The sequence below is a fragment of the Amorphus coralli DSM 19760 genome, from assembly GCF_000374525.1.
GTDB lineage: Bacteria > Pseudomonadota > Alphaproteobacteria > Rhizobiales > Amorphaceae > Amorphus > Amorphus coralli.
In genome coordinates this window covers 316,729-342,813 of the sequence record NZ_KB894571.1, presented here as the reverse complement: position 1 = coordinate 342,813, position 26,085 = coordinate 316,729, and the positions used below count along the sequence as shown (strand labels likewise).

The window sequence follows — 26,085 nt, the reverse complement described above, 5'->3', positions numbered from 1 at the left end:
ATTCCGGAGACCGGGCGGGGCCGAACGGGCCATGTCGACTGGATGGAAGATGAGGGCGAAGGCCGGTGCGCCGTTAGACGGATCTTGCCGTATTCTTGCACGATCCTCTCAATGCCGTGACGTCGGGGTGGCGCGGGGCGCCACGCATGACACATGATCGGCGGGTCAAGCGCTGGAGATCGACATGGCTGACAGAGAGGATTTGGCAACGGCGATCGGCCGGTTCTGCCCGGATGGCCGGCAGACCACCGAGCTGCCGCGGGTCACCCTGATCAACACCGGTGAACCGACGCTGCCGTCGCCGACGCTCTACAAGCCGCTGGTGTGTTTCGTGGCGCAGGGCGCCAAACGCGTCGTGGTTGGCGAGCGCGTGGTGCAGTACGACGCCGGCACCTATCTCGTGGTTTCCCTCGACATGCCCGTGAGCGCCGAAATCCACGGAGCGAGCGAGCAGAAGCCGTACCGGGCCGTCAGCCTGCAACTGGACCGGGCGCTGCTGGCCGAGATTTTGCTCGACCTGCCGGACGAAGCCGCTCCGGCGAAAAGCGCAGAGGCGCTTGCCGTAAGCCGGATGACCGCCGAGTTCATCGATCCGATCCTGCGGCTGCTTGCCCTTCTCGACCGTCCGGAAGATATCCGGATGCTGGCGCCGCTCGTGGAGCGGGAGCTTCTCTACCGGCTCCTCCAGGGCGAGCAGGGCCATATCCTGCGCCAGTTCGTCCATGCCGACAGCCGGCTTTCGCAGGTGGGGCGCGCGATCGCCTATATGCGCGAGCGGTTCGATAGTCCGGTATCGATCGACACGCTGGCCAGGGTCGCCGGCATGAGCCCCGCAACCTTCCACCGCCACTTCAAGGCGGTCACCGCGATGAGCCCGCTTCAGTACCAGAAGCGGATTCGGCTGCACGAGGCCCGGCGCCTGCTGCTGGCGGACCGGGTCGAAGCCGCCCGCGCGGGTTTCTCGGTCGGCTACGAGAGCCCCTCCCAGTTCAGCCGCGAATATGCGCGCCTGTTCGGCGCGCCGCCCGCGCGCGACGTGGCGCGGCTGCGGTCGCTGCCTGTTGTCGAGGCACCGGAGGCCGTGCGGGTCTGACGATTCCCGCCGGTCGGGCCTGCGTCAGCGCTGGTGCGGGTCCGCCTTGCGCGCGGCTTCCCATTTCAGGGTCGCGCACGGCGCGCTCATGGTCCAGCGCAGGCCCTCGGGCAGGTAGTCGAGGGTGACCGTGGCGGCGAACGCAGCCGTCAGCTGGCGCTCGATGACCGTCGAGCCGAACCCCTTCCGGCTTGGCTCCTCGGCCGGCGGGCCACCAAGCTCGCGCCAGTGGATGGTCAGCCACGGGTCGCCGGTCTCCTGGGACGGCGCCTCGCTCCAGTCGATGACCACCTTGCCGTCCGGGACCGACCATGCGCCATACTTCACGGCGTTGGTCGCCAGTTCGTGGAACGCCATGCCGAGATTCTGAACGGCTTCCGGCTTGAGCGGGAAGTCCGGGCCGGCGGTGGCCAACCGGTCGTCGGTATCGATGAAATTCTGCAGGTGGCTGTGCACCAGCTGGTCCATCGACACGCGTGTCCAGTTCTCCGCCGTCAACAGGTCGATGGATCGGGCCAGACCCTGGAGCCGGCCGCTGACGGCCTGCTGGAACTCGTCCAGCGTGTCGCTCTGGCGGGCGGTCTGGCGCAGCATCGCCTGGATCACGCTGAGCAGGTTCTTGGTGCGGTGTGCCAGTTCGCGCATGACGAAGTGGAGCCGGTCCTCCGCCTCGGACCGGTCGAACGAGGCTTCGGAGAGGACGAGCGCGACCTCGTTCGCTTCGGTGATGCGCGTGGACACAGGGGCAACGATCTCGCCCCGCCCCAGGCGCTGGGCCATGTCGGCGATGGAGACGATGGAATTGCGCATCAGCCGGCCAAGAAGCAGCGCCGCGCCGATGGCGATGACCACCAGCACCAGGCCGCCGAGGATCAGCAGGCGCCACGTGGAGACCAGCGAGGCCTGGGCCGCGTTCACCGGTCCTGCGACGATCACGCTCCACGACCAGCCGGGAACCCGGGCGTAGCCGGCCAGCATGCCGGCATCAACATTGCCGCCGGAGATGGTGCCGCTGTAGGCGGACATCTCCGAGAGGATCTGCTCGTCGTAGCGCACGCCGGGCTCGCGGTCGTCGCTCGACACGATCACCTGGCCGCTGCCGTCCACCAGCGTCGCCGACCAGCCCGGCGGCAGGCCTTCGGGCTTGAGCAGCCTGCCGAGGGTCTCGACGTTCTGGGTCAGGATCAGGGCGGCGCCGCGTTGATCGAGCTCTTCCGGCAGCGGCATGGTGATGTTGAATACCCATTTTCCGCTGGTGCGCCCGAAAAAGACGTCGGAGGCCTCGATGGTGTTGGATTCGAGCGCGGCGTTCAGCGCCTCGAGATTGGACATGGGGCCGAGCTCGGTCCCGAAGGGAACCCGGGTGTTGAGCTGCTGCTGACCATCCTCGCCCACCAGGAGGAGGAACATCGAACTTGTGCGCAGGACCGACTGGGTCCGGTTGTGGAAGGTTTCCAGGTCGCCTTCGGCAAGCTCCTGCGCGGTCGCCAGCAGGCGCAGCGTGACCGACATGTCGTGGAGCTGGCGGTCCACTGTGGTTGAAAGAGCCTGCGCGTCTCGCACCGTGCGCCGTTCCAGCGCCACGCGCTCGCTGCTTTCCAGCTGGTCGAGCAGGATGACCACGAAGGCGAGCATGGGCAGCGCGACGGCCACCACCATTGCTATCAGGTAGAAGCCGATCGTCGCCGTCGGCAGCCTGCGGAAACCGCGTTTCACGTTCGATCCGCTTCGCGTGGAGCCTGTCGCCTGCCGGTTGATCTCGCCCGGGCGCTGCGACGGGACTCGCCTTGTTGATCTGGAGCGGCCGGTCGACGCGATGTCGTCACCCGATCGACCTGGGCCATGGGGTACCTGATGAAACGTAACCGACCGGGCGGGTTGTCAAACCACCCCGGCGGCGGTGCGGAGACGGTTCGACACCCGGTTTCCCGCCTGCGCAGGAAACCAGGGAGCGGACGGCAAACGGTCGATGCACTGTCATTGCGAACAACGTCCGAAATGTGGGCGCGGCACAATTAACTAAGACATGTTTTCGGGGTCTGCACAGGGTCTCGATCCGTCCTCGCGGGCCGGTCCAACCGGGCGAGGATGCGGTCGATCTCGTCGCTCCGCGGCCGACCGGCGGTGGACCGCGTCTGCAGGTCGGCGCGGGCGCGTGCCGGAGCCGGCGCCACCACCTCGCGGACACGGCGGGCGATCGCCGGTGCCGGGTCGATCCAGGCCACCGGCCAGGGCGCGATAGCCTCAAGTGGTTCCAGGAGAAGCGGGTAGTGGGTGCAGGCCAGCACGACGGTATCGGTGCGTCGGCCTCCGGTCTCGACGAAGCAGGCCCCAACGGCCGCCGCGAGCGCAGCCGCGTCGATCGGGTCGCCGCGCCCGTGAGCTTCGGCCAGGGCGGCGAGGTGCGGCGAGCCGACGAGGGTTATCTCGGCCGAGCCCGCGAAGCGGTCGATCAGCGCGCGCGTGTACTCGCGGCGCACGGTGCCGGGGGTCGCCAGCACGCTCACCAGACCGCTGCGGGTGCGCTCGGCTGCTGGCTTGACGGCGGGAACGGTCCCGACCACGGGAATCGCGAGGCGGGCGCGCAGGGCCGGGAGGGCGACCGTCGAGGCGGTGTTGCAGGCGATCACCGCGCAACGGGCGCCCGTCTCGGCGGCGGCGGTCGCGACGGTCTCCACGATGCGGGAGACCAGGGCGGCCTCGTCCTCCCAGTCGCCGTAGGGGAAGCCGGCATCGTCCACGAGATAGACCAGGTCCTCGCCCGGCATGAGATCGCGGATGGCTGCCAGCACCGTGGTTCCGCCCAGCCCGGAATCGAAGACCAGGATCGGCCCGGTCATTCCCGGGGCTCGTCCGTGTCCGGCGCGGCCGCCGGCACCTCTTCGGTGCGGGGGACCAGCTTGCCGCGCCGACCCTCCAGGTGCGCGATCACCCCGCGCAGGAGTCTGACCTGGGTGACGCCGAGGTCGGCATCCTGCAACACCGAGCGCAAGTTGCGCACCATCACCGGCCGCATTTCCGGCGGGCGGAAATAGCCGGTGGGCTCCAGCGCCGATTCCAGATGGTCGAAGAGGCCGATCAGATCCTGCTTGGAGGCTTGCGGCGCCGCCTCGGGCGTGGCGAAGGGAAGCGCTGCGCTGGTCTCCTGGCGGCGCCACTCGTAGGAGAACAGCAGCACGGCCTGGGCGATGTTGAGCGACGCGAAGCGCGGGTCCACCGGATAGGTCAGGATGGCGTCGGCCAGCGCGACCTCGTCGTTGGTCAGGCCCCAGCGCTCGCGGCCGAAGAGCACGCCGCAGGCGGTGCCGGCAGGCGGCGCGATCAGCCGGCCGGCCGCCTCTTCCGGGCCCAGCACTTCCTTCTGGAGGCCGCGTGCCCGCGCGGTGGTGGCGAAGACGAGGTTGAGGTCGGCGATCGCCGCCTCCGCGGTGTCGAACACCCGGGCCTTCTCGATCACGTGGACCGCGCCGGAGGAACTCGCGACGGCCTTTTCGTTGGGCCAGCCGTCTCGCGGCGCCACCAGCCGCAGGTCGTCCAGCCCAAAATTCGCCATGGCCCGGGCTGCGGTGCCGATGTTTTCGCCGAGCTGCGGCTCAACCAGCACGATGGCCGGTGGCGTCGAGGAGGCGGTGGGCTGGGAATCGGTATCGGTCATGGCGCGGATCATAGTGGAAGGACGGGGAGGGGAAATGGGCGATCAGCGGGCGGTTCGATGGCGGCGGCGACCCGCTTAGGCGGAGAAGTATGCTGCTATGCACCCAAGGGGACGGCCGGGCCAGACGAAAAACAGTTTCCCACCCAACCTTTTCTGCCCATCTCGGATGCTGGAAATTCCAGGATTTCCGGCAATTGATCAATACCGATGCAGTCGTTGCATGCCAGTCATGCAGGGATGCCGCTTGTTTGTGCAGCGCAAAAGGTCCAAATCAGGGTCCTCAGCTGATGGATGAACCGGGCCGCGTTCTCCTCCCTGCGGCCCGTCGATGAAGGCAGCTGTTCCCCTCTGGAAGGTGACGCGCGCGTTCGTCGCGCGCGAAACTGCCGGGCTCCTCTGGAGCCCGGCTTTTCTTTTTTCCGGGGTGGGTCACGGTCGCCCGGACCGGCTTCGGCCTGCGTCGCGGCCGTCGGTCGGGCAAGGCCCGACGCTCAGAGCGCCGCCCAGGCGACGAGCAGCAGCACGCACACGATCAGCGTCATTTCCGCCCTGAGCCGCGCGTACCAGTTCGGCGCGTGATCCTTCAGCGCGATCCAGATATCGAACAGCCCCTGCAGCAGGAACGCGATGGCCAGAACCATCAGCGCGATGCCGGGCGCGAACAGCACCGCCACCCAGCTCACCACCGCCGGGACGATGGAGAACAGGAGTTCGCGGTCGCGGAAGCGCGTGTCCGGAGCGGCAAGCGCCAGCCCCCAGTGCACCCCGCCGAGGAATGACAGGATCACCGCCGAGTAGCTTTTCAGCGCGCCGGACACGAAATCCCCCGACAGGCCGCCGACCGATCCGATCCACAGCAGGACGGCGCCCGCGACGAACGGGATGGCGCCGGCCAGGGCCAGCGTGCGCGCCAGATGCGGGACGCCTGTCCTGGGCGGCAGGCCGCCGGTGGCTCCGGATTTCGTCGACATGGATTTCCTCCCGGGTTTACGGCTGCGCGGGCGCCGGCGCGATCAATCCCTGCGGAACACGACGCCGCCCAGCCAGCCGGTGAAGACGGCGATGATGACCACGGCCAGACCGTAGAGAAGCGAGTCGTCCTGGGCGAAGACATACATGCTCTGCTCGAAGCCGCTCTTCGCCACAACGAGGTCCAGCGACGTGGAGGAGAGGTAGGCCTGGTCGGCGAACAGGTAGACCTGGACGGTGTAGAGCCCGTCGGGCACGGCCGCCGGGAAGCTCGCCGTGGTCCGGAAGAAATTCGGGCTGAGGAAGGTGACGGCACCTTCCTGCTCCACGTACAGCCCCTGTTCCCGCTTGAGCTCCACCAGCGCCTCGCGGAACGGTTCGCGGATGCCGAGACTGCCGCGCGCCGGGCCGCCGTGGCCCACATAGAGCAGCCCCAGCCGCAGCTGGCGGGCCAGGATCGAGGGTGCGATCTCGTCGAGCGCATCCGATGACTGCACGGAATAGAAGGAAGGCACGTCGGTGAAGCGCTGCGAGGTGCCGGAGATCCAGATGCCGGCCACGCGCCGCCGCTGGCGCACAACGACCTCGTCGGCCGGGCCGGCGATGGTCACGACGACCTGGTAGCCGCCCCGGCGGGCGATCGTCTGGGCGTCGCGGTCGATCACGCCGAACACGCTGATCTCGGCGCCGGCGAAGTTGGAGCTGATCTCCACGCGCGGCGCCGACAGGCTGGCCACGAGCTTTTCGGCGGCGGCCGGCACGGCGCAGCCGAGCATCAGTCCGAAGGCGACCAGTCCCCGGATCAGGCTCCGGCGGTGCGTGCGCCCCCGCTGTTGCCGTGCGGCTTCCATGATCGCCTCAACCGCCCGAAATGATGGTCATGGTGTAGAGGTGGTCCGGCGTCAGGGTCAGGTTCACCAGGAACCGGATGCCCACCGCCAGGACGAGCAGGCCGAGCAGCGCGCGCAGATGCTCGCCGCGCAGCTTCAGGCCGAAGGAGGCGCCGAACTGGGCGCCGATGACGCCGCCCACCATCAGGATCAGCGCCAGCACGATGTCGACCGTCTTGGTGTTGGTGGCGTGCAGCACCGTGGCCACGGCCATGGTCCCCAGGATCTGCAGCAGCGAGGTGCCGATCACGATGTTGGTGGGGACCCGCAGCAGGTAGATCAGCGCCGGAACCATGATGAAGCCGCCGCCGATTCCGAGCAGCGTGCCCATGAAGCCGATGGTGCCGCCGATGACGATCACCGGAATGACGCTGATGTACAGGCGCGACTGCCGGAAGCGGACCTTGAGCGGCAGCTTGTGGATCCAGTTGTGATGGCCGGAGCGTCGGCCGGTCGGGATCGTGCGGCCGGCCTTGCGCGCCTTGCGGGCCCGCAGGATCGCGCCCACAGCTTCCGTCAGCATCAATGTGCCGATGGAGCCGAGGAAGATCGTGTAGGAAATGCTGATGACGAGGTCGAGCTGGCCGAGGCGTTCGAGAATCGCGAACAGCCACGCACCCGCCGCCGCACCGACGGCACCGGCTGCGAACAGGAAGCCGGCGAGCTTCACGTCGATCAGCCGTTTTCGCCAGTAGGAGAGGGCGCCGGAGGCCGAGGAGGCAACGATCTGCGGCGTCACCGTGGCGACTGCGACCGGATGCGGGATGCCGGAAAAGATCAGGAGCGGGGTGAGGAGAAAGCCGCCGCCGACGCCGAAGAGGCCCGAAATGAACCCCACGGCCGCACCCATCGCGAACACCGTGAACACGTTCACGGGCAATTCCGCGATTGGGAGGTAAATCTCCATAGGGTTCGCAGTGTTGCCGTCGAAACGGTGGAACTTCGGGAGGGCCGGCCGGCAGGTCGCGGATGCAGTTAAGCGCCCGGCCGGCAAGCGTTGTCAATGTCCGCGCACCATAATGGCGCGATTGGCGACGATTCGATAGCGCGACGGCGTCGCACCGTCCGGCGCGTGTTGCCGGGCCTGCGTCCCGCCCACCCGCACCGGGCAGGCGGCGGGGCGCAGGATTCAGTCTTCGCGCGGGCGTGCCTGCCGCCGGTAGCGCTCCAGGATGGCCTCGCGTTCCGTCATCGCAGGACTGCGCTTCGGCGCCTGCGGCGCGGCGGACGCACGCTCGGACGGCGCATCGGCTGCCTCCGCGCGGCGGTTGTCCTGGTCGACGGGATGGCGCGGCGCGGTGGGCACCTCGATGGCCGGCGCCCCGGCGCGCGGCCGCGCGAGCTTGGCCTCCAGCCGCTCCATGGCGTCGGCAAGCGCCTTCATGGCACGCACGTTGAGCTCGTGCGTTTCCAGCCTGAGCGCGAGCTCCTGCAAGTGGCTCTCGAAGCCGATCATGCGCTCCGCCATCTTCGGCAGATCGGAGACCGGAGCGGTCAGATCGCCGAGCATCCGCGACAGTGCCGAATGCTGTTCGGCGATCGAGGTCTCGAGGCTGGCCAGCCGCGTTTCGGCGGCATCCAGCGATCCGAGGACCGGAGAGAAATCCACCGGAGCAGCCGCGGCCGCCGCGATTGCATCGAGGCGTGAATCGAGGCTGTCGAAGCGGTCCGCCAGCGCGCCCAGCTTGCCGCCGAGGTCCTGCGCTTCCATGCGGTCGATCCGCTCGAACAACTCGTCGATCCGCTCCGAGGTCGCCCGCGCGACGTCTTCCGACCGGTTGGCGGTCTCCAGCGCCATGCGGCGGTCCTCCGCCGCTGCCGCCGCCTCGTCGGCGCTCGTCCAGCCCGCGGGCCCGTCATTTTCGGCAACGTCCGTGGCCAATTCCAGGTCGGTCTCGGCCTGGGAGGCAAGGTGGGCGTCGAGGGGCGGCAAGCAGGCTCTCGTTGGAGACGTCCTCGTTGTCGCCGTCGGTGCCCCAGGTCTCGATTTCCTCCGCCTGGGACGCATCGTCGGCGTCTCCGATCCAGGCGTCGTCGAGGGGCGCCTCTGCGGCGGCTTCGTCAAGCGGGATTTCGGCCGGAAGGCTGTCGTGGGCGACCTGCGCGTCGCGCGCTTCGATCGTCTGCGGCTCGCGCAGGCCGTCGTCAAAGGCAGGCGCCTCCGCGGCCACCATCCCGTCTGGAGTAGGCTCCGCGCTTTCTGCCGCCGTGCCGGAGACCCGGGCGCGCAGGGCGGCGAGGCGCTGGCGGAGCGAGGATTCGCCGGTTGCCGGCCCGGCCTCGGGGGCGGTCGGCGTTGCGTTCCGTGCGGTGGACGCCTTGGGCCAGGCGATGTCGGCCCAGCGCGCGTCATGCGGCTCCCCGGTCGCCGGGGCGTCGAGCGCGGCTTGCGCCTTCAGCGCCCAGCTGTCGACGCTGTCCGGCTCACGCGTCTCCTCGGCGGCTGGCGCGGCGTCCGGCGCGTTCGGATCGGCACGCCAGTCGGCGTCCCACCGCTCCGCGCGGGCATCGGCCTCGGGAGATGCGACTGTCTCCAACGGTGATGTTTCGCCCGACGCGGTTCGTCGAACGATACGGCGCGCCGGGGCTGGAGAGCTCTGGGCCGGATCCGGCCGGCTCTTGCGGAACTCGGCGATGCGCCGGGCGATCTCGCGAAAATCCGCGCCCTCGGCGAACGCCAGATCGTCCGCTTCGCGCGACGTGTCCTGTGCGTCCGCACCCGTGAGGGAGCGGTCGGCCTTTGTGGAAATGGGGGGAGGCGTCATCCAGTCCCGCGAATTGAGAGCCGAAACAAGTCGGTCGACCGTGGCGGCGATGGTGTCGACGTCGCGGTCCAGCGAACCGGCCGGCAACCAGCTGCCGGCAGCGTCGCTGCGGGAGCGGTTTTGACCCTTCTGGGCCGGGGTGGTCAAGCGGGAGACGTCGAGGTGCGGCGACGGCGACCGGGCGGCGCGCGCTGCCGGCGTTTCGGCGGGGGCGCGGGTCTTGTCCGGGGCTGGACGGCTCGATTTCGGCAGGCGGCTGAGGGCGGGCATCGGCAAGCTGCTCCGGCAATAGTCTGCTGCCCGAAGCGGCGGGAATCCGTGGATTGTCCGGGTTCGGGCTATCCCCTCTTTTCGGCCCGTCATGGTTAACGCCGGGTGAAGGTGATCGATCGGATCGTGGCGATGTCAGGGTGCCGCCGGCAAGGGCGCGACGGCCGCGAACGGCCGTCACGGGTGCCGTGTTCTCCACAGGGAAGATCGCCGGACGGCCGCCCCGTCTGGCGATCGACAGGGATCAGCCGGGTACGCCCTCGGCCCCGTCGAGGCCGAGCAGCAGACGGATCGGGCGGAAGGACCGGCGATGGTGAACGGTCGGGCCGAAGCAGGCCAGAGCCGTCTGGTGGTCCTTGGTGCCGTAACCCTTGTGGCGCTCGAAGCCGTAGTCGGGGAAGGACAGCGCCATGTGCTGCATCAGCCGGTCGCGGGTGACCTTGGCGACGATGGAGGCGGCGGCGATGGCCGTCGATTTCGCGTCGCCGTCGATCACCGCCTCGCCGGCGCAGGCCAGCCCCTTCGGTACGTCCTTGCCGTCGACGAGGGCGAGCCGAGGCCGCTCGCACAGGCCGGCGACGGCGCGCGTCATCGCCCACAGCGTCGCCTCGCGAATGTTCATGGCATCGATGCGGCTGGACGAGGCGAGCACCACGGACACGTCCGCCCGGGCAACGATCTCGGCATAGAGCGCGTGGCGTACCTGGGGCGAGAGCACCTTGCTGTCGGCCACGCCGCGGACGCTCACGCCGTGGGGAAAGGTCACGGCGGCGACAACCACCGGGCCGGCCCAGGGGCCCCGTCCGGCCTCGTCGACGCCGCACACCGGACCGCCGGCGCGCTTGCGGGCGGCGCGGTCAAAGGCGGGGTTGGGGCGGGGCGGCTTGGTCGGGGCGGCTGCGGCAGGCATCTCGGGCGGCGTCTGATTCGAGCAGGCCCCCATCTTGCCCGCCGCCGCCCGGATCGGAAACCCGGGCCGCCGACGATTCCCGCCGGCCGCCCCGGACCGCGGGCTCAGAACAGGCTGAGCTGGCAGCCGTCGCCCAGGGGCGGCTCGAAGAGATCGGTGCGCAGGCGCCGCCTCTCCGTGTTCAGCTTGAGCCGCTTCGCCGCCAGTTCGAACCGCCGCCCGAGCGTCCAGGCGTAGGGGCCGTCGCCCTTCATCCGCTTGCCGAAGGTGGCGTCGTAGTCCTTGCCCCCGTGCATGGAGCGGATGATCGAAAGGACCCGCCGGTAGCGGTCCGGATAATAGCGCAGCAGCCAGTCCTTGAAGACCTCGGAGACCTCCAGCGGCAGCCGCAGGAGCACATAGCCGGCCTCCTTCGCACCGGCCGCCGAGGCGCGCTCCAGGATGGTCTCGATCTCCGCGTCGTTGAGGGCCGGGATCACGGGCGCGACCATGACGCTCGTCGGGATGCCCGCCGCCGACAGCCGCTCCAGCGCCTCGATCCGCTTCTCCGGGGTGGCGGCGCGCGGCTCCATGGTCCGCGCGAGCTTGCGGTCCAGTGTCGTCACGGAGATCGCCACCTTGGCGAGGCCCTTGCCGGCCATCCGCTCGAGGATGTCGATGTCGCGCAGGACCAGCGCCGACTTGGTGACGATGGCCACCGGGTGGTTGGTCCGCTCCAGAACCTCGAGGATCTCGCGGGTGATCTTGTAGTCGCGCTCGATCGGCTGGTACGGGTCGGTGTTGGTTCCGATGGCGATGGTGCGGGGCTGGTAGCGCGGCTTCGCCAGCTCGCGCTCGAGTACGGCCGCCGCGCCCGGCTTGGCCGTCAGCCGGGTCTCGAAATCCAGTCCAGGCGACAGGCCCATATAGGCGTGGGACGGCCGGGCGAAACAGTAGGTGCAGCCGTGCTCGCAGCCCCGGTAGGGGTTGATGGAGCGGTCGAAGCCGATATCGGGCGAGTCGTTGCGGGTGATGACCGTGCGCGGCGTTTCCAGCCGCACCTCGGTCTTCAGGGCCGGCAGGTCGCCGAGACTGTCCCAGCCATCGTCCAGGATTTCCGTTTCGATGGGCTCGAACCGCCCGGCCGGATTGACCGCCGCGCCGCGGCCGCGCCGGCGGGCGCCGTCGATCCGGGCGCCGAAGGGGGCTGCCCCTTCGTCGTCGAGAAGGGGGGAGAACGGGGCGGGCTTCGCCGCCAGCGGCTGTCGCAGGGGGGCATTCATGGCGCCACCTCTCCGTTACCGGCGCCGCTGCTTTCCCGCAGCCTGCGCCTTCTGTCTGATCACTGTTTGTTCTCTTGTCGGCCCGTCCCATCCGCTCTCGCTTGGGATCGCATCGGGTCCGGGCATGGATGGAACAATACAGGAACAAACAGGTTCCGCAAGGGAAATGTTCCTATTCGCCGTACCCGACCGGCTGCGGGCCGGGCGCCGGCTGCGCAACAAGTGGCGCGTATTCGGCCTCCGGCGCGCAATTTGTGGACGCAACGCCCTCGCCTTGTGCGCCGCACCATGGTAAGGACTGCGAATGCTGAGCGTCATTATTCCGACACATAACAACGAATTCGCGCTCGCTCGCTGCCTCGCCGCGCTCGTGCCGGGGGCGGTGGACGGGGTTGTCGCAGAGGTCATCGTGGCCGACCGGGCCTCCGATGACGGCACCGCGCAGGTCGCCGACGCGGCCGGGTGCCGATGTCTCAGCCTCGACGCGGACCGCGACGAACGCGTGGCGGCGGCGCTTGCAGCCGTGGAGCGCGGACGCTGGGTCCTGGTGCTGGAACCGTCGGTGGCGCTGGAGCCTGGCTGGCAGAACGAAGTCGGAGGCTTCGTCGAGGCCACCGAGCGGGCGGGCCGCGCGGCCGATCGCACCGCGGTCTTCCGCTTCGGTTTCGACGAGTTTGCCCGGCCCCGCCGGATTTCCCAGGCGGTGGTCTCCCTGCGTTCCCGCCTCCTGGGCCTGCCGGTGCCGGAACAGGGGCTTTTGGCGACCCGCAAGGTGATGGCCGACGCGCTTGCCGACGGGGGGCGCGCACCGTCGCTCGAGGCCGTGGTGTCCTGGCGCCGGCTGTGCGTCCTGCGCTCGCGCGCGCTGGTCCATCCCTGATTCGGGCCGTTCCGAGCCCGCTTTACCCTCAAAATTTCCGATGATCTGACCGCGTGCCGGCCGGTGTCTGCCGCGCGCGCTGCGCAGGCTTGAGCCACCTGTGCGCGATTGTGCGCAGACTTGCGCAGAGATGCGCAGGTTCGCGCGCCGCGTGCGCGCTCGCGCAGGCCGAAACGGCGTCTCCCGCCGGGGCCGATGCGCCCCTGAAATTCCGGGGTGAGCCAGACGGCCGCCCCGGCGCGGACGGGCCGTCTCCCGGTCTTGAGTGCCCCATACAGGCCATATTCGGCGGCAAGCCATAAGGGGGTCAGTAGTTCGCGGGGGTCGTCCATCCGGGCCAGGCCACCGGCAGTGAGGGAAATGGGCAATGACGACCAACGGGGCATTCGGCGACTTTCTTGCGGCACTCCTCGCCTTCGAATCGGGATGGGATCGGGAGCGCTACGAGACGGGTGAGATCGCCGACTGGCAGCTCGACAGCTGGGCCGGTGGCGCGGTCGGCGACTATTTCCCCGACTATGCGAGCTGGGGCGACCTGACCGACGCCGAATGGGAGGCGATGGCCTACCGCTCCACCAACTCGCTCGGCTTCGTCGGCTTCCAGTTCGGCGAGGCGCTGCTCATCGACCTCGGCTACTACGAGGACGATGTCTACTACGGCAACGGCGCGGCCACGAACACGTGGGACGGCACCTGGACGGGCAAGAACGGCGCCACGTCGCTGGACGCCTTCATGACCAAGGAGGTCCAGGACCAGGCGATCCTGGATGCCTTCGGCTACAATCTCAGCGTCATCGAGAACGGGCTCGCCCAGAGCGGCGAGAGCCTGAACGACTATCTCGGCGAGACCTTCACCTACTATGACAACGGCGCCCCGATGGAGGTGACGCTGACCCTCACCGGCGTGCTGGCCGCGGCGCACCTGCGCGGCGCCTGGGGCACGCTGTCGCTGCTGCAGAGCGGCACGGTCTCCACCGACGAGTACGGCACCTCGATCCTCAAATATGTCGAGCAGTTCGGCGGCTACGAGTCGCCCACCGTCGAGGCGCTGATTGCCGGCTACGAGACCGGCGCGGACGTGGATACCGGCGACGGGCAGGGCAGTGGCGACGACACGGGCGACGGCAGCGGAACCGGAGACGCCGGTGGCGATGGCGGCACCGACGACGGCGGCACGGATGACGGTGGCGGCGCCGTGGTCGATGCCGGCGACGGGTTCGGCAGCGCGGGCGTGACGGCCGCCACCGCCGACGTGGTGATCAACTGGTCCTGGGGCGCCAACGCGGTGATCTCCGACTTCGATCCGGAAAGCTCCACGGTCTTCGTGGCGTGGATCGGCGCGGACCAGCTCGAGGTCGTCGAGACCGATGCGGGCGTGCAGTTCTCCATTCCCTCCAACCAGCAGACGATCCTGCTGGAGGGCGTGTCGCTCGCCGACCTGTCGGAGGCGAACTTCACCTTCCTCGACGCCACCGCCGGAAACGAGGTCTTTGCCGCCATCGCGGCGGCAGGCGGCGCCACAGGTGGGGACACGGGCGGCGATGATGGCTCAACTGGCGATGGCTCCACCGGCGATGGGGGCACGGGCGATGGATCGGATGGCGATGCCGGTTCGGGCGATGGAACCGGCGGCGACACCGGGACCGGCGATGGCACGGACGCTGGCGGCGGGGACGACGCGGGCGACGGCACGGGAGTCGGGACCGGTACGGGCACCCCGATGGTCTATGCCTTCACCTGGAACTGGGGCGCCCGCGAAGTCATCGACGACTTCGATCCCGAGGCCGACCAGATCGACCTGTCGGCGCTGTGGACCAGCTACGAGTCCTTCACCATCGGATCGGACGCAGACGGCAACGCCGTCATCGACCTGACGGCCATCAACAACCAGACCATCACGCTCGCGGGCGTTGACGCGGAGGCCCTTTCCGCCGGCACCTTCGTTGGCGTCAGCGGCGCCTGGCCCGGCGTCACGGGTGGGACGGGCGATGCCGGCGGCACGGACGATGGCGACGCGACCGGCGGATCCTCCGGCGACGATGCCCCGGACGGCGGCGTGGAGGCCGGGGCGGGCGTCGCGGTCGGCCTGGTGCTGGTCGATTCCTGGGGCGACACCTTCCACTTCAGCGCAACGGTCGAGAATGTCGGTGAGGCGGCGCTGGAAGACTGGTCCTTCGAGCTCGACACCGACATGGAGCTGGTTTCCAGCTGGGGCGTCGAGGCGGCGGAAAACGACGAGGGCTATGCCCTGTCGAATGTCGGCTGGAACGGCGACCTGGCCGGCGGCCAGTCGGCGGAAATCGGCTTCATCGTCAGCGGCGATCTCGACCTGCTGGTCTGAGGTCGCCCCACTCTGCCGCCACGCCGTTGCCGGCGTGGCGGGCCTTCCGTCAGCGACCCAACCCGGGGATGTCGATTGAGCGAGGCCCTTGCCATCTGCCGTTCGGACCGCCGCCTGCCCTCGTGGCGGGGCATGGCGGTACGCGCCGGGTGGTCAGGCGCTTCGGCCGCCCCCTTCCGTGGCGCCCCGGCGCAGGGACTCCGACAGGCGCGGCATGATCTCCACGAAATTGCAGGGCATGTGCCGGTAGTCGAGCTGGGCCTTCAGGATGCCGTCCCAGGCGTCGCGGCAGGCGCCCGGCGAGCCCGGCAGAACGAACACGAAGGTGGCGTTGACCAGCCCGGCGGTGGCCCGCGACTGGACCGTCGACGTGCCGATCTTGTCGTAGGACAGCCGGTGGAAGACGGCCGAGAAGCCTTCCATGTGCTTGTCGAAGAGCGGAGCGATCGCTTCCGGCGTCACGTCGCGCCCGGTGAAGCCGGTCCCGCCCGTGGTGATGACCACGTCGATCTCCGGATCGGTGGTCCAGCGGCGGACATGGCCGCGGATCTCGGCCGTGTCGTCCGGGCACACCGCGCGGTCCGCCAGCCAGTGACCGGCCTCTCCGATCCGCTCCGCCAGGGTGTCGCCCGACTTGTCGGTCTCGATGGTGCGGGTGTCCGATACGGTCAGAATGGCGATGGACACCGGTATGAAACTTCGTGTCTGGTCGAGACGGGACATGGTCGGATCTCCACGCGGCAAGGAACGTCGGAGGGGACCATGGCGCCGCGCGGCCCGGTTCACAAGCGCGGCGGGGCAGGGGAAGGCGGGCTGTGAACGAGGCGCTGGATCTCTACTGCGAGCGTTTGGGATCCGGCTTCTGGGCCGAGCCGCTGAACGCGGTGACCAATCTCGCCTTCCTGGTGGCCGCCGCGCTGGCGATCCGGGCCTGGGCCGGACGCAAGGACGACCTGCCGGTCCTGCTGCTCGCCCTGCTGACGGGCGTGATCGGCATCGGGTCCTTCCTGTTCCACACCTTCGCCACCGGATGGAGCGCCATCGCCGACGTCGCGCCCATCGCGCTGTTCATCTACGGCTTCTTCTTCCTGGCCATGCGGCGTTTCTTCGGGCTGGGGATCGGCTGGGCGTTCGCGGCGACCGGTCTCTATTTGGCGGCCAGCGTCGGCGCAGTGCCGCTGCTCGAACCGGTCTTCGGCGGGTCGGCCGGCTACATTCCTGCGCTTCTGGGCCTGGTGGGCACCGGTGCGATCCTGGCGGGGCGCCGCGATCCGCGCGCGGTGGGCCTCTTGTGCGCGGCGATGGTGTTCTGCGCCTCGCTGGCGTTCCGGATCGTGGACGAGCCCTTCTGCGCCGTCCTGCCGTTCGGCACCCACTTCATGTGGCATGTGCTGAACGCCGCAGTCCTTTACATCGCGATGATGACGGCGCTCGATCGGCCCCGGCGCCGCAAGACGGTTTGAAACGCCGGCGCGTCTTGGGCTAATGCCTGAGGCGACAGGGGCGGGCGGATCGTTTGCGCCACGCGATGCACGGCCCGGCGCCGAAGGAGACAGCATGTCGCAGATGAAGCCGTCCAGCGAGACACTCGACGAGTCCGCGCTCAAATATCACCGGGTGCCGCGGCCGGGTAAGCTCGAGATCCAGCCGATCAAGCCGCTCGGCACCCAGCGCGATCTCTCTCTGGCCTATTCTCCCGGCGTCGCGGCCCCCTGCCTGGAGATCGCCAAGGACCCCACCACCGCGCTGGATTACACCGCCCGCGGCAACCTGGTGGCCGTCATCTCCAACGGCACCGCGGTTCTGGGCCTGGGCGCCATCGGCGCGCTCGCCGGCAAGCCGGTGATGGAGGGCAAGGCGGTCCTCTTCAAGAAGTTCGCCAACATCGACGTCTTCGACATCGAAGTGGAGGAGCGCGACATCGAGCGCTTCTGCGACGTGGTGGCAGCGCTGGAGCCGACTTTCGGCGGCATCAACCTGGAAGACATCAAGGGCCCGGACTGCTTCGAGATCGAGGACCGGCTGAAGGCGCGGATGAAGATCCCGGTCTTCCACGACGACCAGCACGGCACGGCGATCATCGTCGGCGCGGCGGCCACCAACGGTCTCGCCATCGCCGGCAAGAAAATCGAGGACGTGAAGATCGTCTGCTCGGGCGCCGGCGCGGCCGCGCTCGCCTGCCTCAACCTGCTCGTGTCCCTGGGCGCCGACCGGAAGAACATCTGGGTCTGTGACATCGACGGCCTCGTCTACGAGGGCCGGGACGCCGGCATGGACCGCTGGAAATCGGTCTACGCGCAGCCCACCGACAAGCGCACCCTGGACGAGGTGATCGACGGGGCCGACATGTTCCTTGGCCTGTCCGTCGGCGGGCTGCTCAAGCCGGAGATGGTGGCGCGGATGGCGGACAAGCCGCTGGTCATGGCGCTCGCCAATCCGACGCCGGAGATCATGCCGGACGTCGCGCGCGAGGCGCGCCCCGACGCGATGATCTGCACCGGCCGGTCGGACTTCCCCAACCAGGTCAACAACGTCCTCTGCTTCCCCTATCTCTTCCGCGGCGCGCTGGACGTGGGGGCGACGGCCATCAACGAGGAGATGAAGCGGGCCGCGGTGAGGGCCATCGCGGATCTCGCCAAGGAGGAACCGTCGGAGGTTGTCGCCAAGGCCTATGGCGGCGAGACGCGCACCTTCGGCCCCGACTATCTCATCCCGTCGCCCTTCGATCCGAGGCTCATCCTGCGCATCGCGCCCGCCGTGGCGAAGGCGGCGATGGACACCGGCGTCGCGGTCCGCCCGATAGAGGACTTCGACGCCTATACCGACCGGCTGACCCGTTTCGTGTTCAAGACCGGCGTGCTGATGAAGCCGCTGTTCGCCGAGGCGAAGTCCCGCCGGCAGCGCATCGTCTATGCCGAGGGCGAAGACGAGCGGGTGCTGCGCGCCGCCCAGATCATCCAGGAGGAGGGGCTGGCCGAGCCAATCCTGATCGGCCGGCCGAAGGTGATCGAGAGCCGGGCGGAGCGCTACGGCCTCAGGCTGCGCCCCGACACCGTGGAGGTCATCAATCCGGAGGACGATCCGCGCTTCCGCGACTACTCCGATCTCTATTTCAGCCTGGTCGGGCGCCACGGCGTTACCCCGGACGGCGCCCGCACCACGGTGCGCTCCAACTCCACCGTCATCGGCGCGCTGGCGCTGAAGCGCGGCGAGGCGGATGCGCTGATCTGCGGGCTGGAGGGCCGGTTCGACGACTACCTGACCCATATCCAGGGCATCATCGGCTGCGCGCCGGGCATCGATTCCTTCGCGGCGCTGTCGATCCTGATCGGCCAGACCGGGACCTATTTCCTGGTGGACACGGCCGTCGCCGACGATCCCTCGGCGGAGGAGATCGCGGAGATGACGCGGCTTGCGGCCCGCCAGGTCCGCCGCTTCGGCACCACGCCCAAGGCGGCGCTGCTCTCCCACTCCAACTTCGGCTCGCGCGATTCCGCCTCGGCGCTGAAGATGCGCAAGGCGGTGGAGATCCTCTGGCGCACGGCGCCGGACCTGGAAGTCGACGGCGAGATGAACGGCGAGGATGCGCTGTCGGAGCTGGTGCGTGGCCGCTCCATGCCGTCCGGCCGGCTGACGGGGGAGGCGAACCTGCTGGTGTTCCCGAACCTGGACGCCGCCAACATCGCCATGACGCTGCTGAAGGAAATGACCCAGTCGCTGCACATCGGCCCGCTTCTGCTGGGCGCGGCGCAGCCGGCCTACATCGTCTCGCGCTCCACGACGGCGCGCGGCGTCGTCAACATGACGGCGGTGGCGTCGGTGGAAGCGGCAAGCCGGGAAGCGGTGGCGAAGTAGGCCGCTTGCGGTCCAGTCCCGGGCCGGGCGCGGATGGCGCCCGCCGGAGGGCGGTCGGTCAGGCGACGCCGGAACGCAGGAGATCGTGCAGGTGGAGGATGCCCACCGGGCGCGACCCTTCCACCACGAACAGCGCGGTGATCTGGGAGGCGTTGAGCCGCTCCAGCACGGTGCCGGCCAATTCGCCCGGCTCGGCGGTCTTGGGGCCGCGGCTCATCACCTCGTCGACGGTCTTGCCGAGAAGATCGGAGCCGAGATTCCGCCGCAGATCGCCGTCGGTGATGATACCCACCAGGTGCCCGAGCTCGTCGACGATGCCGAGCGTGCCGAAGCCCTTGCCGGTCATCAGCACGATGGCCTCGCTCATGGGGGTCCCGGAGGGGGCAAGCGGCACGGTCGCGCCGGAATGCATGACGTCGCGCACGTGCTGCAGCCGGGCGCCGAGCTTGCCGCCGGGATGGAAGACCTTGAAGTCCTGGGCGGTGAAGCCGCGTGCTTCCAGGAGCGCCACGGCGAGCGCGTCGCCCAGCGCCAGCATCAACAGCGTGGAGGTGGTGGGGGCCAGCCCGTGCGGGCACGCCTCGGCCACCTTCGGCAGCTCCAGGTTGACGGTCGCGGCGCGGCCCAGTGCCGAGCGGCGGCTGGACGTCATGGCGATGATCGGCACCCGGAAGCGCCGCGCATAGGCGACGATGGTGGCGAACTCCTTGGTCTCGCCCGACCAGGAGAGCGCGATGATGACGTCTTCCTCGGTGATCATGCCGAGATCGCCGTGGCTGGCTTCCGCCGCGTGCACGAAATGGGCGGGCGTGCCGGTGGAGGCGAGCGTCGCGGAGATCTTGGAGCCGATGTGGCCGCTCTTGCCGACGCCGGTGACGATGACCCGGCCCTTGCCGGCATGGATGGTCTCGATGGCCTTGACGAACTCGGCGCCGAGCCCGTTGCCGAGGGCCGCCTTGAGACCGGAAAGCCCCGCGATCTCCGTCTCCAGCGTCCGGGTCGCGGAGGCAAGCCAGTCGGTCCCGTCGGTGGCGGGGGCGTCGGACGGGGCGGGGGCGGAGGCGGACGGGGTCATGAGGGTACGGGGCCGTGGGTCTTTCGGGTCTCGGGATCGGGCGCTGCAGCGCCATCGGGCCTGGCAGAGGGCCGGCCGGGCCTTCATAGCGCGCCGGGGCACGCCCAGAAAGGGCGACACACGCAACCCTTGCCACCAATCCCGGCAACACGATGTCGGCGCCGCGCGCGTCGCGGGAGCAGGAACCGCGCTCCGCCACGCTTTCTTAACCCTGTTGTGGTTACCAGATCGTGGACCGCCGCGGCCCGTCCGACGGCTGGTTCGTGCCCGTTTCTGCCTTAGATATTGCTTCGGCCAGGCAGGAAACCGGACCGAAAAGGGACAAGCGATGGCGTTCAGAACCGCTCGATTCTCCGGCATTTCCGCGCTTGCCGCGGCAGGCGCACTCGCGCTCGCGAGCCTTGCCTCCGCACCGGCGGCGGCCGCCTCGTTCCAGCAGTGCCTGAAGTCCATGTGGCCGATGGCGCGCTCGGCCGGAATCTCGCAAGCGACCTTCACCCAGCTGACCTCGCGGCTGACGCCCGATCCCGACACCGTCAAGCTGATGGGCAAGCAGTCGGAGTTCGTGAAGCCGATCTGGGACTATCTCGATTCGGCCGTCTCCTCCTCGCGCATCACCACCGGGCGCCAGATGGCGCAGAAATATTCCAGCCAGCTCGCCAACATCGAGCGGCGCTACGGCGTGGAGCCGGCCGTGGTGCTGGCGATCTGGGGTGTGGAGACGAGCTATGGCGGCTACATGGGCCGCCACAACGCGTTGCGCGCGCTGGGGACGCTTGCCTGCGACGCGACGGACCGGCGCGACTACTGGCGCCAGGAATTCGTCACCGCCATGCAGATCGTGCAGGCGGGCCACGTCTCGGCCTCCAACATGGAAAGCTCCTGGGCCGGCGCCATGGGTCACACCCAGTTCATGCCGTCGAGCTGGCGCCAGCATTCCGCCGACTACGAGGGCGACGGCAAGAACGACATCTGGACCAACGTGCCGGATGCGCTGGCCTCCACCGCCAACTATCTGAAGAATTTCGGCTGGGAGGACGGCAAGACCTGGGGCTACGAGGTCGAGTTGCCGCGCGGCTTCGACTATTCCCTCGCCGACGAGGAGACCTGGCGCACGCTCGGCCAGTGGCGGCGCCTGGGCATCACCCGCACCCGCGGTCGGGATTTCCCGCGGCCCGGCGACAAGGCGTTCCTGATCCTGCCGGCGGGCGCCAATGGCCCGGCCTTCCTGATGCTGAAGAATTTCGAGGTCATCAAGCGCTACAACAACGCGACCTCGTACGCCCTCGCCGTGGGCCATCTCGCCGACCGGATCATCGGCGCCGGGCCCTTCGAGAAGTCCTGGCCGCGCAACGATCCGCCGCTGTCGCGCTCGCAGGTGCGCGAGATGCAGACCCTGCTCACCCGCAAGGGCTTCTCCACCGGCGGCGTGGACGGCAAGGTCGGGCCGATGACCCGTTCCGCCATCCGCGACTACCAGAAGCGCATGGGCCAGATCGCCGACGGCTACGCCTCGGTGAAGCTGCTGCAGCAGTTGAAGGGGTAGGGGGGGCGGTTCCCGCCGCAGCGGATCTCAATCCTTGAGGGCGTTTGCGCTTCACAATAAACTATGGGTTAAGCCCGTCGGGATTCGCCGGTCGTGCGACCACGAGTTGGCGCAAATGAGCACCCTGACCATTCGCGATCTCGATCCGAAAGCGAAAGAGTGGCCTTGCGTCCGCACCGCCGAGAATGGTTGGTTGGTCGAGGCGGAAGTACTGTATTATTAGTAACGTGTTCCATGTTTGCTTAGATCTCTCGCTGCAACGCGTCGCGACGTTGATCTGTGGTCATATTGTGCCTCAACGTCGGCCAAGCTACTCACTAAGTCACTCACATGCCCTCCCGTCGGCGGCTCTTCTGGTGACTGCTTCCCCTATTGCCATGGTGCTACCCAGGAGGTTGCAGTTCATAAAGGTAGGAGGAACCGGGTTGTCTCGGATTTCGCCCGTCGCTTCCAACGCTTCGACGCGTCCATCAAGCCCGCACATGTATTTTTCGCCTTAAGTATGTCGCGTTACGAAACTGATTTCTGTACTAAGATTATGAGGTTTCTTTCGGTTCTGGAACTAAGGGGGGAAAGATGGCTTCAGACAAATCAGAGCTTTCCAACGATGATTTGTTAGAAAATGCTTCTGTGGACAAGCTTCCAAGGTCTGCGCTTCAAGCGATATATCATGCGGTTACTGGGAAAACCGAAAGTCTTTCGAAGATACTTCGCGGCAATGTCGTTATTTCGGCGCAGGATTTTAATAATCTCTATGAGAGGATTTGCGATCAGCTAGAGTTGTACAATGTGGAGATGGGGCCTACTGTATCTGTGGTGGTAAAGCACGCGAGCGACAAGTCAGTAACTTATAGTTCTTGGGAGCGTTTTCAATCTCTCCGAGTCCAGAATCACGAAATAACGTCCGAAATAATTCTCCGACTCGAATTTGTTATAACCTTACCTCAGGCGCCGGGTCCTCAAAGGTGCATTATAAATGTGAACCTTGATTCATCGTTGCCTGTTTTGATCGACCGGGGTGCTGAGGAAGAAGGCGGAATTGAAGAAATTAGCTTTCTGTTCTTGGTCCGTCGTCACTGGGCTTCGGTGAAGATATCGATCGATTTCGTAGATTTCTTAGTGGCTAAGTCTTTTGTTTCAACTATCGAGGAGTGGTTTCAAACTCTCAAGAAGACGCCCAGAAAGCCTTTGAATGACTTTCTGTATAAGAAATATACTGTTATTCAGGCTGGGGTCTCTCAGCTTTCGCGCATTGGAATGGCGGCGTTTCTCTTTGGATTCTACGCATTTTCGCCGATACCCGCTGGAGTTTCTGATCTCGTTGTTTTGGCGGCAGTTGGCCTTTCAATCTGGTCAGTCATAGTTATGTGTCAGGCTTCGATTATGAGGGCGGTCCGCCGAAGGATTTCGGCCAATGTCGTCCCTTCTGTGATTCTTCTGAATGATGCTGATTGCGAGGCTTACGACGAGGTGAAAGAGGGATGGAACTCGGCTGCCATCACAATATTAGGTCTTGGGTTGACAGTATTATTGTCGATTGCTTCAAATCTAATTTCCAGCTTTTTGTATAGCTACTATTTTTAGTTTGAAATAATTATCGCTCCGCGAGCGCCAGCTTCGCGCCGAGCCCGACGAAGGCGGTGGCGAAGGTGCGGCGCATCCAGGTCATGACGCGCGGGCGGGAGATAACGTGCGCGCGGAGTGCGGCGGCAAAGATGCCGTAGAAGGCGAAGACCGCGAAGGTCAGCCCCATGAAGACGCCGCTCATCTCCAGCATGCGCGCCAGCGCCTGCGGTTCGCCCGGCGCCACGAACTGCGGCAGGAAGGCGAAGAAGAAGATCGACAGCTTCGGGTTCAGCACGTTGATGAGGACAGCCTGGACGATGGTCCGCCGGGCCGAACGCGGCGCGACCTCGGTCTCGACCCTCAGCGCGCCGGTCTCCTTCAGCGTCTGCCACGCCATCCAGAGAAGATAGGCGACGCCCAGATATTTGAGCGTCTGGAAGGCCAGCGCGCTGGTGTGCAGGAGGGCGGCGAGGCCGGTGATGGCGGCCGCCATGTGCGGGATGATGCCGAGCGTGCAGCCGAAGGCGGCGACGACGCTGGCCTTCGCGCCGCGCGACAGGCCGGAGGCCAGCGTGAACAGCACGCCGGTGCCCGGCGAGACGACCACGATCAGGGTGGTGATCAGGAAGTCCAGGCTCATGTCGGTCGTCTCCTCCCTACCGGAAGGCTGGCGGCCTCTCCGTTCGATGGATCATTCCACCCGGGGTCGCGGCCGTCCAGTGCGCCCCCGGACGCAAAACGGCGCCCCGGGGTGGGCCGGGACGCCGCTTTTCGTACACCGCAATTCCGGACGGGAAACCGGTTCCCGCTGTTCCCGGGAGCCGCTCAGAGCTTCACGCAGACATTCCGGAGCTCGGTGTAGAACTCCAGCGAGTGGACGCCGCCCTCGCGGCCGATGCCGGAGGCCTTGGAGCCGCCGAAGGCGGTGCGCAGGTCGCGCAGGAACCAGCAGTTCACCCAGGTGATGCCGGCCTCCACCTGCTTCGCGGCCCGGTGGGCGCGCGACAGGTCCTGCGTCCAGATCGAGGTCGCCAGACCGTACGGGCTGTTGTTGGCCAGCGCGATGCCCTCTTCCTCGGTGTCGAACGGGGTGAGGTGGGCACACGGACCGAAGATCTCGTCGGTGACGACGGGAGAGGTCTCCGGCAGGCCGGTCCAGACGGTCGGCTCCACCCAGTAGCCCTTCTCGTAGCCCTCGACGGTCGGCGCGCCGCCGCCGGCCAGCACCGTGGCGCCCTCGGCCTTCGCCTTCTCGTAGTAGGAGAGCACCTTGCGCTGATGTTCGGCGGAGATGGTCGGGCCCATGGTGGTGGTCTGGGCGAACGGATCGCCGAAGGCGTAGCCTCGCGCCTTCTCCGCCAGCGCCTCGGCGACCCGGTCGAAGATGCCGCGCTGGACGTAGACGCGCTCGGTGCCCAGGCAAACCTGGCCGGTGTTGGCGAAGCAGGAGCGGCCGAGGCCCTCGATGGTCTTCTCCAGGTCGGCGTCGTCGAAGACCAGCGCCGGGTTCTTGCCGCCGAGCTCCAGCGACACCGGGCGCACGCCCTTCGAGGCGGCCGCCATGATCGCCTCGCCGGTGACGGTCTCGCCGGTGAAGGTGATGGCGTCGACGCCGGGGTGGGTGGTCAGGAACTCGCCGGCGCTGCCGGGACCGAAGCCGTGCACGACGTTGTAGACGCCTTCCGGAATGCCGACCTCGTTCATCACCTCGCCGAGCAGCGTGGCGGTGGAGGGGGTCTCCTCCGACGGCTTGACCACGACGGCGTTGCCGCAGGCGAGCGCCGGCGCGACCTTCCAGGTCATCAGGAGCAGCGGCAGGTTCCACGGGCAGACCACGCCGATGACGCCGCGCGGCATCCGGAGCGCGTAGTTGAGCGCGCCGGCGCCATCCGGCGTCGGCATCTCGAAGGTCTCGGTGCCGATGGTGGTGATCTGGTCGGCGAAGACGGCGAAGTTCGCCGCGCCGCGCGGGATGTCGATGTGGCTGGCCAGCGAGGCCGGCTTGCCGGTGTCGCGGATCTCGGCCGCGAGGAACTCGTCGAAGCGGGCGGTGATGCCGTCGACCAGCCTGCGCAGGAGGGCCACCCGGTCGGGCACGCTCATGCGGCCCCAGGGGCCGGAGAGCGCCTTGCGGGCAGCCGTGACGGCGCGGTCGACGTCGTCGGCGGACGCCTCGCTCACCAGCGAGACGACCGCGTCGCTCGCGGGAAAACGGTTCTCGAAGGTGGTTCCGCCACCCTCGACGAACTGGCCGCCGATGAAGTTGTGCACGCGGGGAAGGCTGGCGGTGGCGGTGCCGGCGGCGCGGGTCGCTTCGTTCATCGGGAAAGCTCCGGATCTCCAGACGTCATGTGGTCCCACATGCGCTCGAAGATCATGCCGGCCTTGGTGGCGCGGGCCCTGGCGGCTTCGAGCGGAACGGTGGGGGCGGTATCGGCGAGCCCGGCCTTGAGGGCCTCCAGCTCGACGCGGCAGCAGTCTTCCAGGTACCAGGCGAGCACGACGGCCTCGATCAGGCTCTCGCCGGCGGTCACGGCGCCGTTGCCGCGCATGAGGACGCCGGCGTTGGGGCCCATGGTCTCCGCCACGCCCTTCGCCTTTTCATCGTCGCGGATGAGCTGAATGTCGTTCCACAGCGGCACGCCGGGGGCGAAATAGGTGCCGAAGCCATGGCGGGGCTTCGGCGCATGGGCGAGGGCGGCGAGCGCCATGACGTTCTGGCCCATGAAGCGCACCACGCCGCCGGCCTCGGGCCGGTTGCGGTAGATGTGCTGGTGGATGCGGACCTCGCCGAGGACGCCGTCCGGCAGCGGGCCGTGAACCGGCACCTTCGTGCAGGCCTCGCCGACTTCCACCAGCGCCATCGGTCGCGCCGGACAGACCAGGAAGCTGTCGGCGTCGAGGCGCAGGGAGCAGTGGCCGTAGGCGTGGACCAGGTTGTGGTTGCCCAGCGCGCGGGCGGCAACGCGGACCTGCCGCGCCGCTTCGGTTTCGTTCGTCATGTCGAT

The 26,085-nt window shown here is 67.9% G+C and carries 21 protein-coding genes and 1 pseudogene; 7 read left to right on the top strand and 15 right to left on the bottom strand.

The features are described from left to right. Positions 1-184: 184 nt before the first annotated feature. The gene (locus C507_RS0105705) at positions 185-1,093 is read left to right on the top strand and encodes an AraC family transcriptional regulator (RefSeq protein WP_018698706.1); all 909 of its coding nucleotides are present in this window, start codon (positions 185-187) and stop codon (positions 1,091-1,093) included. Between the two features lie 24 nt (positions 1,094-1,117). Here the strand turns inward: C507_RS0105705 and C507_RS0105700 are convergent, their stop codons facing one another. The 10 genes and pseudogenes from C507_RS0105700 to C507_RS0105655 form a co-directional block, all read right to left on the bottom strand. Continuing rightward, the gene (locus tag C507_RS0105700; protein ID WP_051089718.1) at positions 1,118-2,752 is read right to left on the bottom strand and encodes a sensor histidine kinase; all 1,635 of its coding nucleotides are present in this window, start codon (positions 2,750-2,752) and stop codon (positions 1,118-1,120) included. A 356-nt stretch (positions 2,753-3,108) separates the two neighbouring features. Next, positions 3,109-3,933 (bottom strand): glutamate racemase, encoded by an 825-nt coding sequence (gene murI / locus C507_RS20470; RefSeq protein ID WP_018698704.1) that lies wholly within the window; start codon positions 3,931-3,933, stop codon positions 3,109-3,111. Next, positions 3,930-4,748 (bottom strand): RNA methyltransferase, encoded by an 819-nt coding sequence (locus C507_RS0105690; protein ID WP_051089717.1) that lies wholly within the window; start codon positions 4,746-4,748, stop codon positions 3,930-3,932. Before C507_RS0105690 ends, murI begins: the two co-directional genes overlap by 4 nt. Positions 4,749-5,239: 491 nt before the next feature. Continuing rightward, complete coding sequence (locus tag C507_RS0105685) at positions 5,240-5,719, bottom strand: DUF3429 domain-containing protein (RefSeq protein ID WP_018698702.1); 480 nt, start codon at positions 5,717-5,719, stop codon at positions 5,240-5,242. Positions 5,720-5,761: 42 nt separating this feature from the next. Beyond that, the gene (locus C507_RS0105680; protein ID WP_018698701.1) at positions 5,762-6,568 is read right to left on the bottom strand and encodes a TIGR02186 family protein; all 807 of its coding nucleotides are present in this window, start codon (positions 6,566-6,568) and stop codon (positions 5,762-5,764) included. 7 nt (positions 6,569-6,575) lie between these two features. Further along, positions 6,576-7,514, bottom strand: a complete 939-nt coding sequence (locus C507_RS0105675) for a sulfite exporter TauE/SafE family protein (protein WP_026318872.1) — start codon at positions 7,512-7,514, stop codon at positions 6,576-6,578. A 222-nt stretch (positions 7,515-7,736) separates the two neighbouring features. Beyond that, a complete protein-coding gene (locus C507_RS0105670) occupies positions 7,737-8,540 on the bottom strand; it encodes a hypothetical protein (protein ID WP_018698699.1) in 804 nt (267 codons plus the stop codon). Continuing rightward, positions 8,464-9,642 carry a hypothetical protein gene (locus tag C507_RS0105665; RefSeq protein WP_026318871.1) on the bottom strand — a complete coding sequence of 393 codons (1,179 nt, stop codon included), beginning with the start codon at positions 9,640-9,642 and terminating at the stop codon, positions 8,464-8,466. The genes C507_RS0105670 and C507_RS0105665 overlap by 77 nt, the downstream gene beginning before the upstream one ends. A 244-nt stretch (positions 9,643-9,886) precedes the next feature. Continuing rightward, entirely contained in the window at positions 9,887-10,552 is a 666-nt protein-coding gene (locus C507_RS0105660; RefSeq protein ID WP_018698698.1) for a ribonuclease HII, read from the bottom strand. A 104-nt stretch (positions 10,553-10,656) separates the two neighbouring features. Next, positions 10,657-11,730, bottom strand: a pseudogene (locus tag C507_RS0105655) (PA0069 family radical SAM protein); the annotation flags it as partial. Between the two features lie 388 nt (positions 11,731-12,118). Between C507_RS0105655 and C507_RS20465 the strand changes: the two are divergent. Both C507_RS20465 and C507_RS22265 read left to right on the top strand, forming a co-directional pair. After that, positions 12,119-12,694, top strand: coding sequence for a glycosyltransferase (locus C507_RS20465; RefSeq protein WP_018698696.1), 576 nt, complete (start codon positions 12,119-12,121; stop codon positions 12,692-12,694). Positions 12,695-13,061: 367 nt separating this feature from the next. After that, entirely contained in the window at positions 13,062-15,035 is a 1,974-nt protein-coding gene (locus C507_RS22265) for a cellulose binding domain-containing protein (protein WP_018698695.1), read from the top strand. Positions 15,036-15,188: 153 nt separating this feature from the next. On the opposite strand, the gene moaB is transcribed toward C507_RS22265, so the two are convergent. Continuing rightward, on the bottom strand, positions 15,189-15,758 hold the full coding sequence (moaB, locus tag C507_RS0105640; protein ID WP_026318870.1) for a molybdenum cofactor biosynthesis protein B: 570 nt from the start codon (positions 15,756-15,758) through the stop codon (positions 15,189-15,191). 92 nt (positions 15,759-15,850) lie between these two features. Here moaB and C507_RS0105635 point away from each other — a divergent pair, with 92 nt between their 5' ends. Both C507_RS0105635 and C507_RS0105630 read left to right on the top strand, forming a co-directional pair. Further along, complete coding sequence (locus tag C507_RS0105635; RefSeq protein WP_018698693.1) at positions 15,851-16,498, top strand: ceramidase domain-containing protein; 648 nt, start codon at positions 15,851-15,853, stop codon at positions 16,496-16,498. A gap of 94 nt (positions 16,499-16,592) precedes the next feature. Next, the gene (locus tag C507_RS0105630) at positions 16,593-18,890 is read left to right on the top strand and encodes an NADP-dependent malic enzyme (RefSeq protein WP_018698692.1); all 2,298 of its coding nucleotides are present in this window, start codon (positions 16,593-16,595) and stop codon (positions 18,888-18,890) included. A 58-nt stretch (positions 18,891-18,948) separates the two neighbouring features. Here the strand turns inward: C507_RS0105630 and C507_RS0105625 are convergent, their stop codons facing one another. Next, complete coding sequence (locus C507_RS0105625) at positions 18,949-19,965, bottom strand: KpsF/GutQ family sugar-phosphate isomerase (protein ID WP_018698691.1); 1,017 nt, start codon at positions 19,963-19,965, stop codon at positions 18,949-18,951. Between the two features lie 328 nt (positions 19,966-20,293). On the opposite strand from C507_RS0105625, the gene C507_RS0105620 reads away from it, so the two are divergent. Next, positions 20,294-21,511 carry a lytic murein transglycosylase gene (locus C507_RS0105620; RefSeq protein ID WP_018698690.1) on the top strand — a complete coding sequence of 406 codons (1,218 nt, stop codon included), beginning with the start codon at positions 20,294-20,296 and terminating at the stop codon, positions 21,509-21,511. 576 nt (positions 21,512-22,087) lie between these two features. Next, positions 22,088-23,095, top strand: a complete 1,008-nt coding sequence (locus C507_RS23015; protein ID WP_156829170.1) for a hypothetical protein — start codon at positions 22,088-22,090, stop codon at positions 23,093-23,095. A gap of 10 nt (positions 23,096-23,105) precedes the next feature. On the opposite strand, the gene C507_RS0105615 is transcribed toward C507_RS23015, so the two are convergent. The 3 genes from C507_RS0105615 to C507_RS0105605 all read right to left on the bottom strand — a co-directional run bounded on the left by C507_RS0105615 (position 23,106) and on the right by C507_RS0105605 (position 26,079). Further along, positions 23,106-23,717: a LysE family translocator gene (locus tag C507_RS0105615; protein WP_018698689.1), complete on the bottom strand. Its 612-nt coding sequence runs from the start codon at positions 23,715-23,717 to the stop codon at positions 23,106-23,108. Positions 23,718-23,902: 185 nt separating this feature from the next. Beyond that, positions 23,903-25,399, bottom strand: coding sequence for a 2-hydroxymuconic semialdehyde dehydrogenase (locus C507_RS0105610; RefSeq protein ID WP_018698688.1), 1,497 nt, complete (start codon positions 25,397-25,399; stop codon positions 23,903-23,905). Continuing rightward, positions 25,396-26,079: a class II aldolase/adducin family protein gene (locus C507_RS0105605; RefSeq protein ID WP_018698687.1), complete on the bottom strand. Its 684-nt coding sequence runs from the start codon at positions 26,077-26,079 to the stop codon at positions 25,396-25,398. The genes C507_RS0105610 and C507_RS0105605 overlap by 4 nt, the downstream gene beginning before the upstream one ends. Positions 26,080-26,085: the final 6 nt, after the last annotated feature.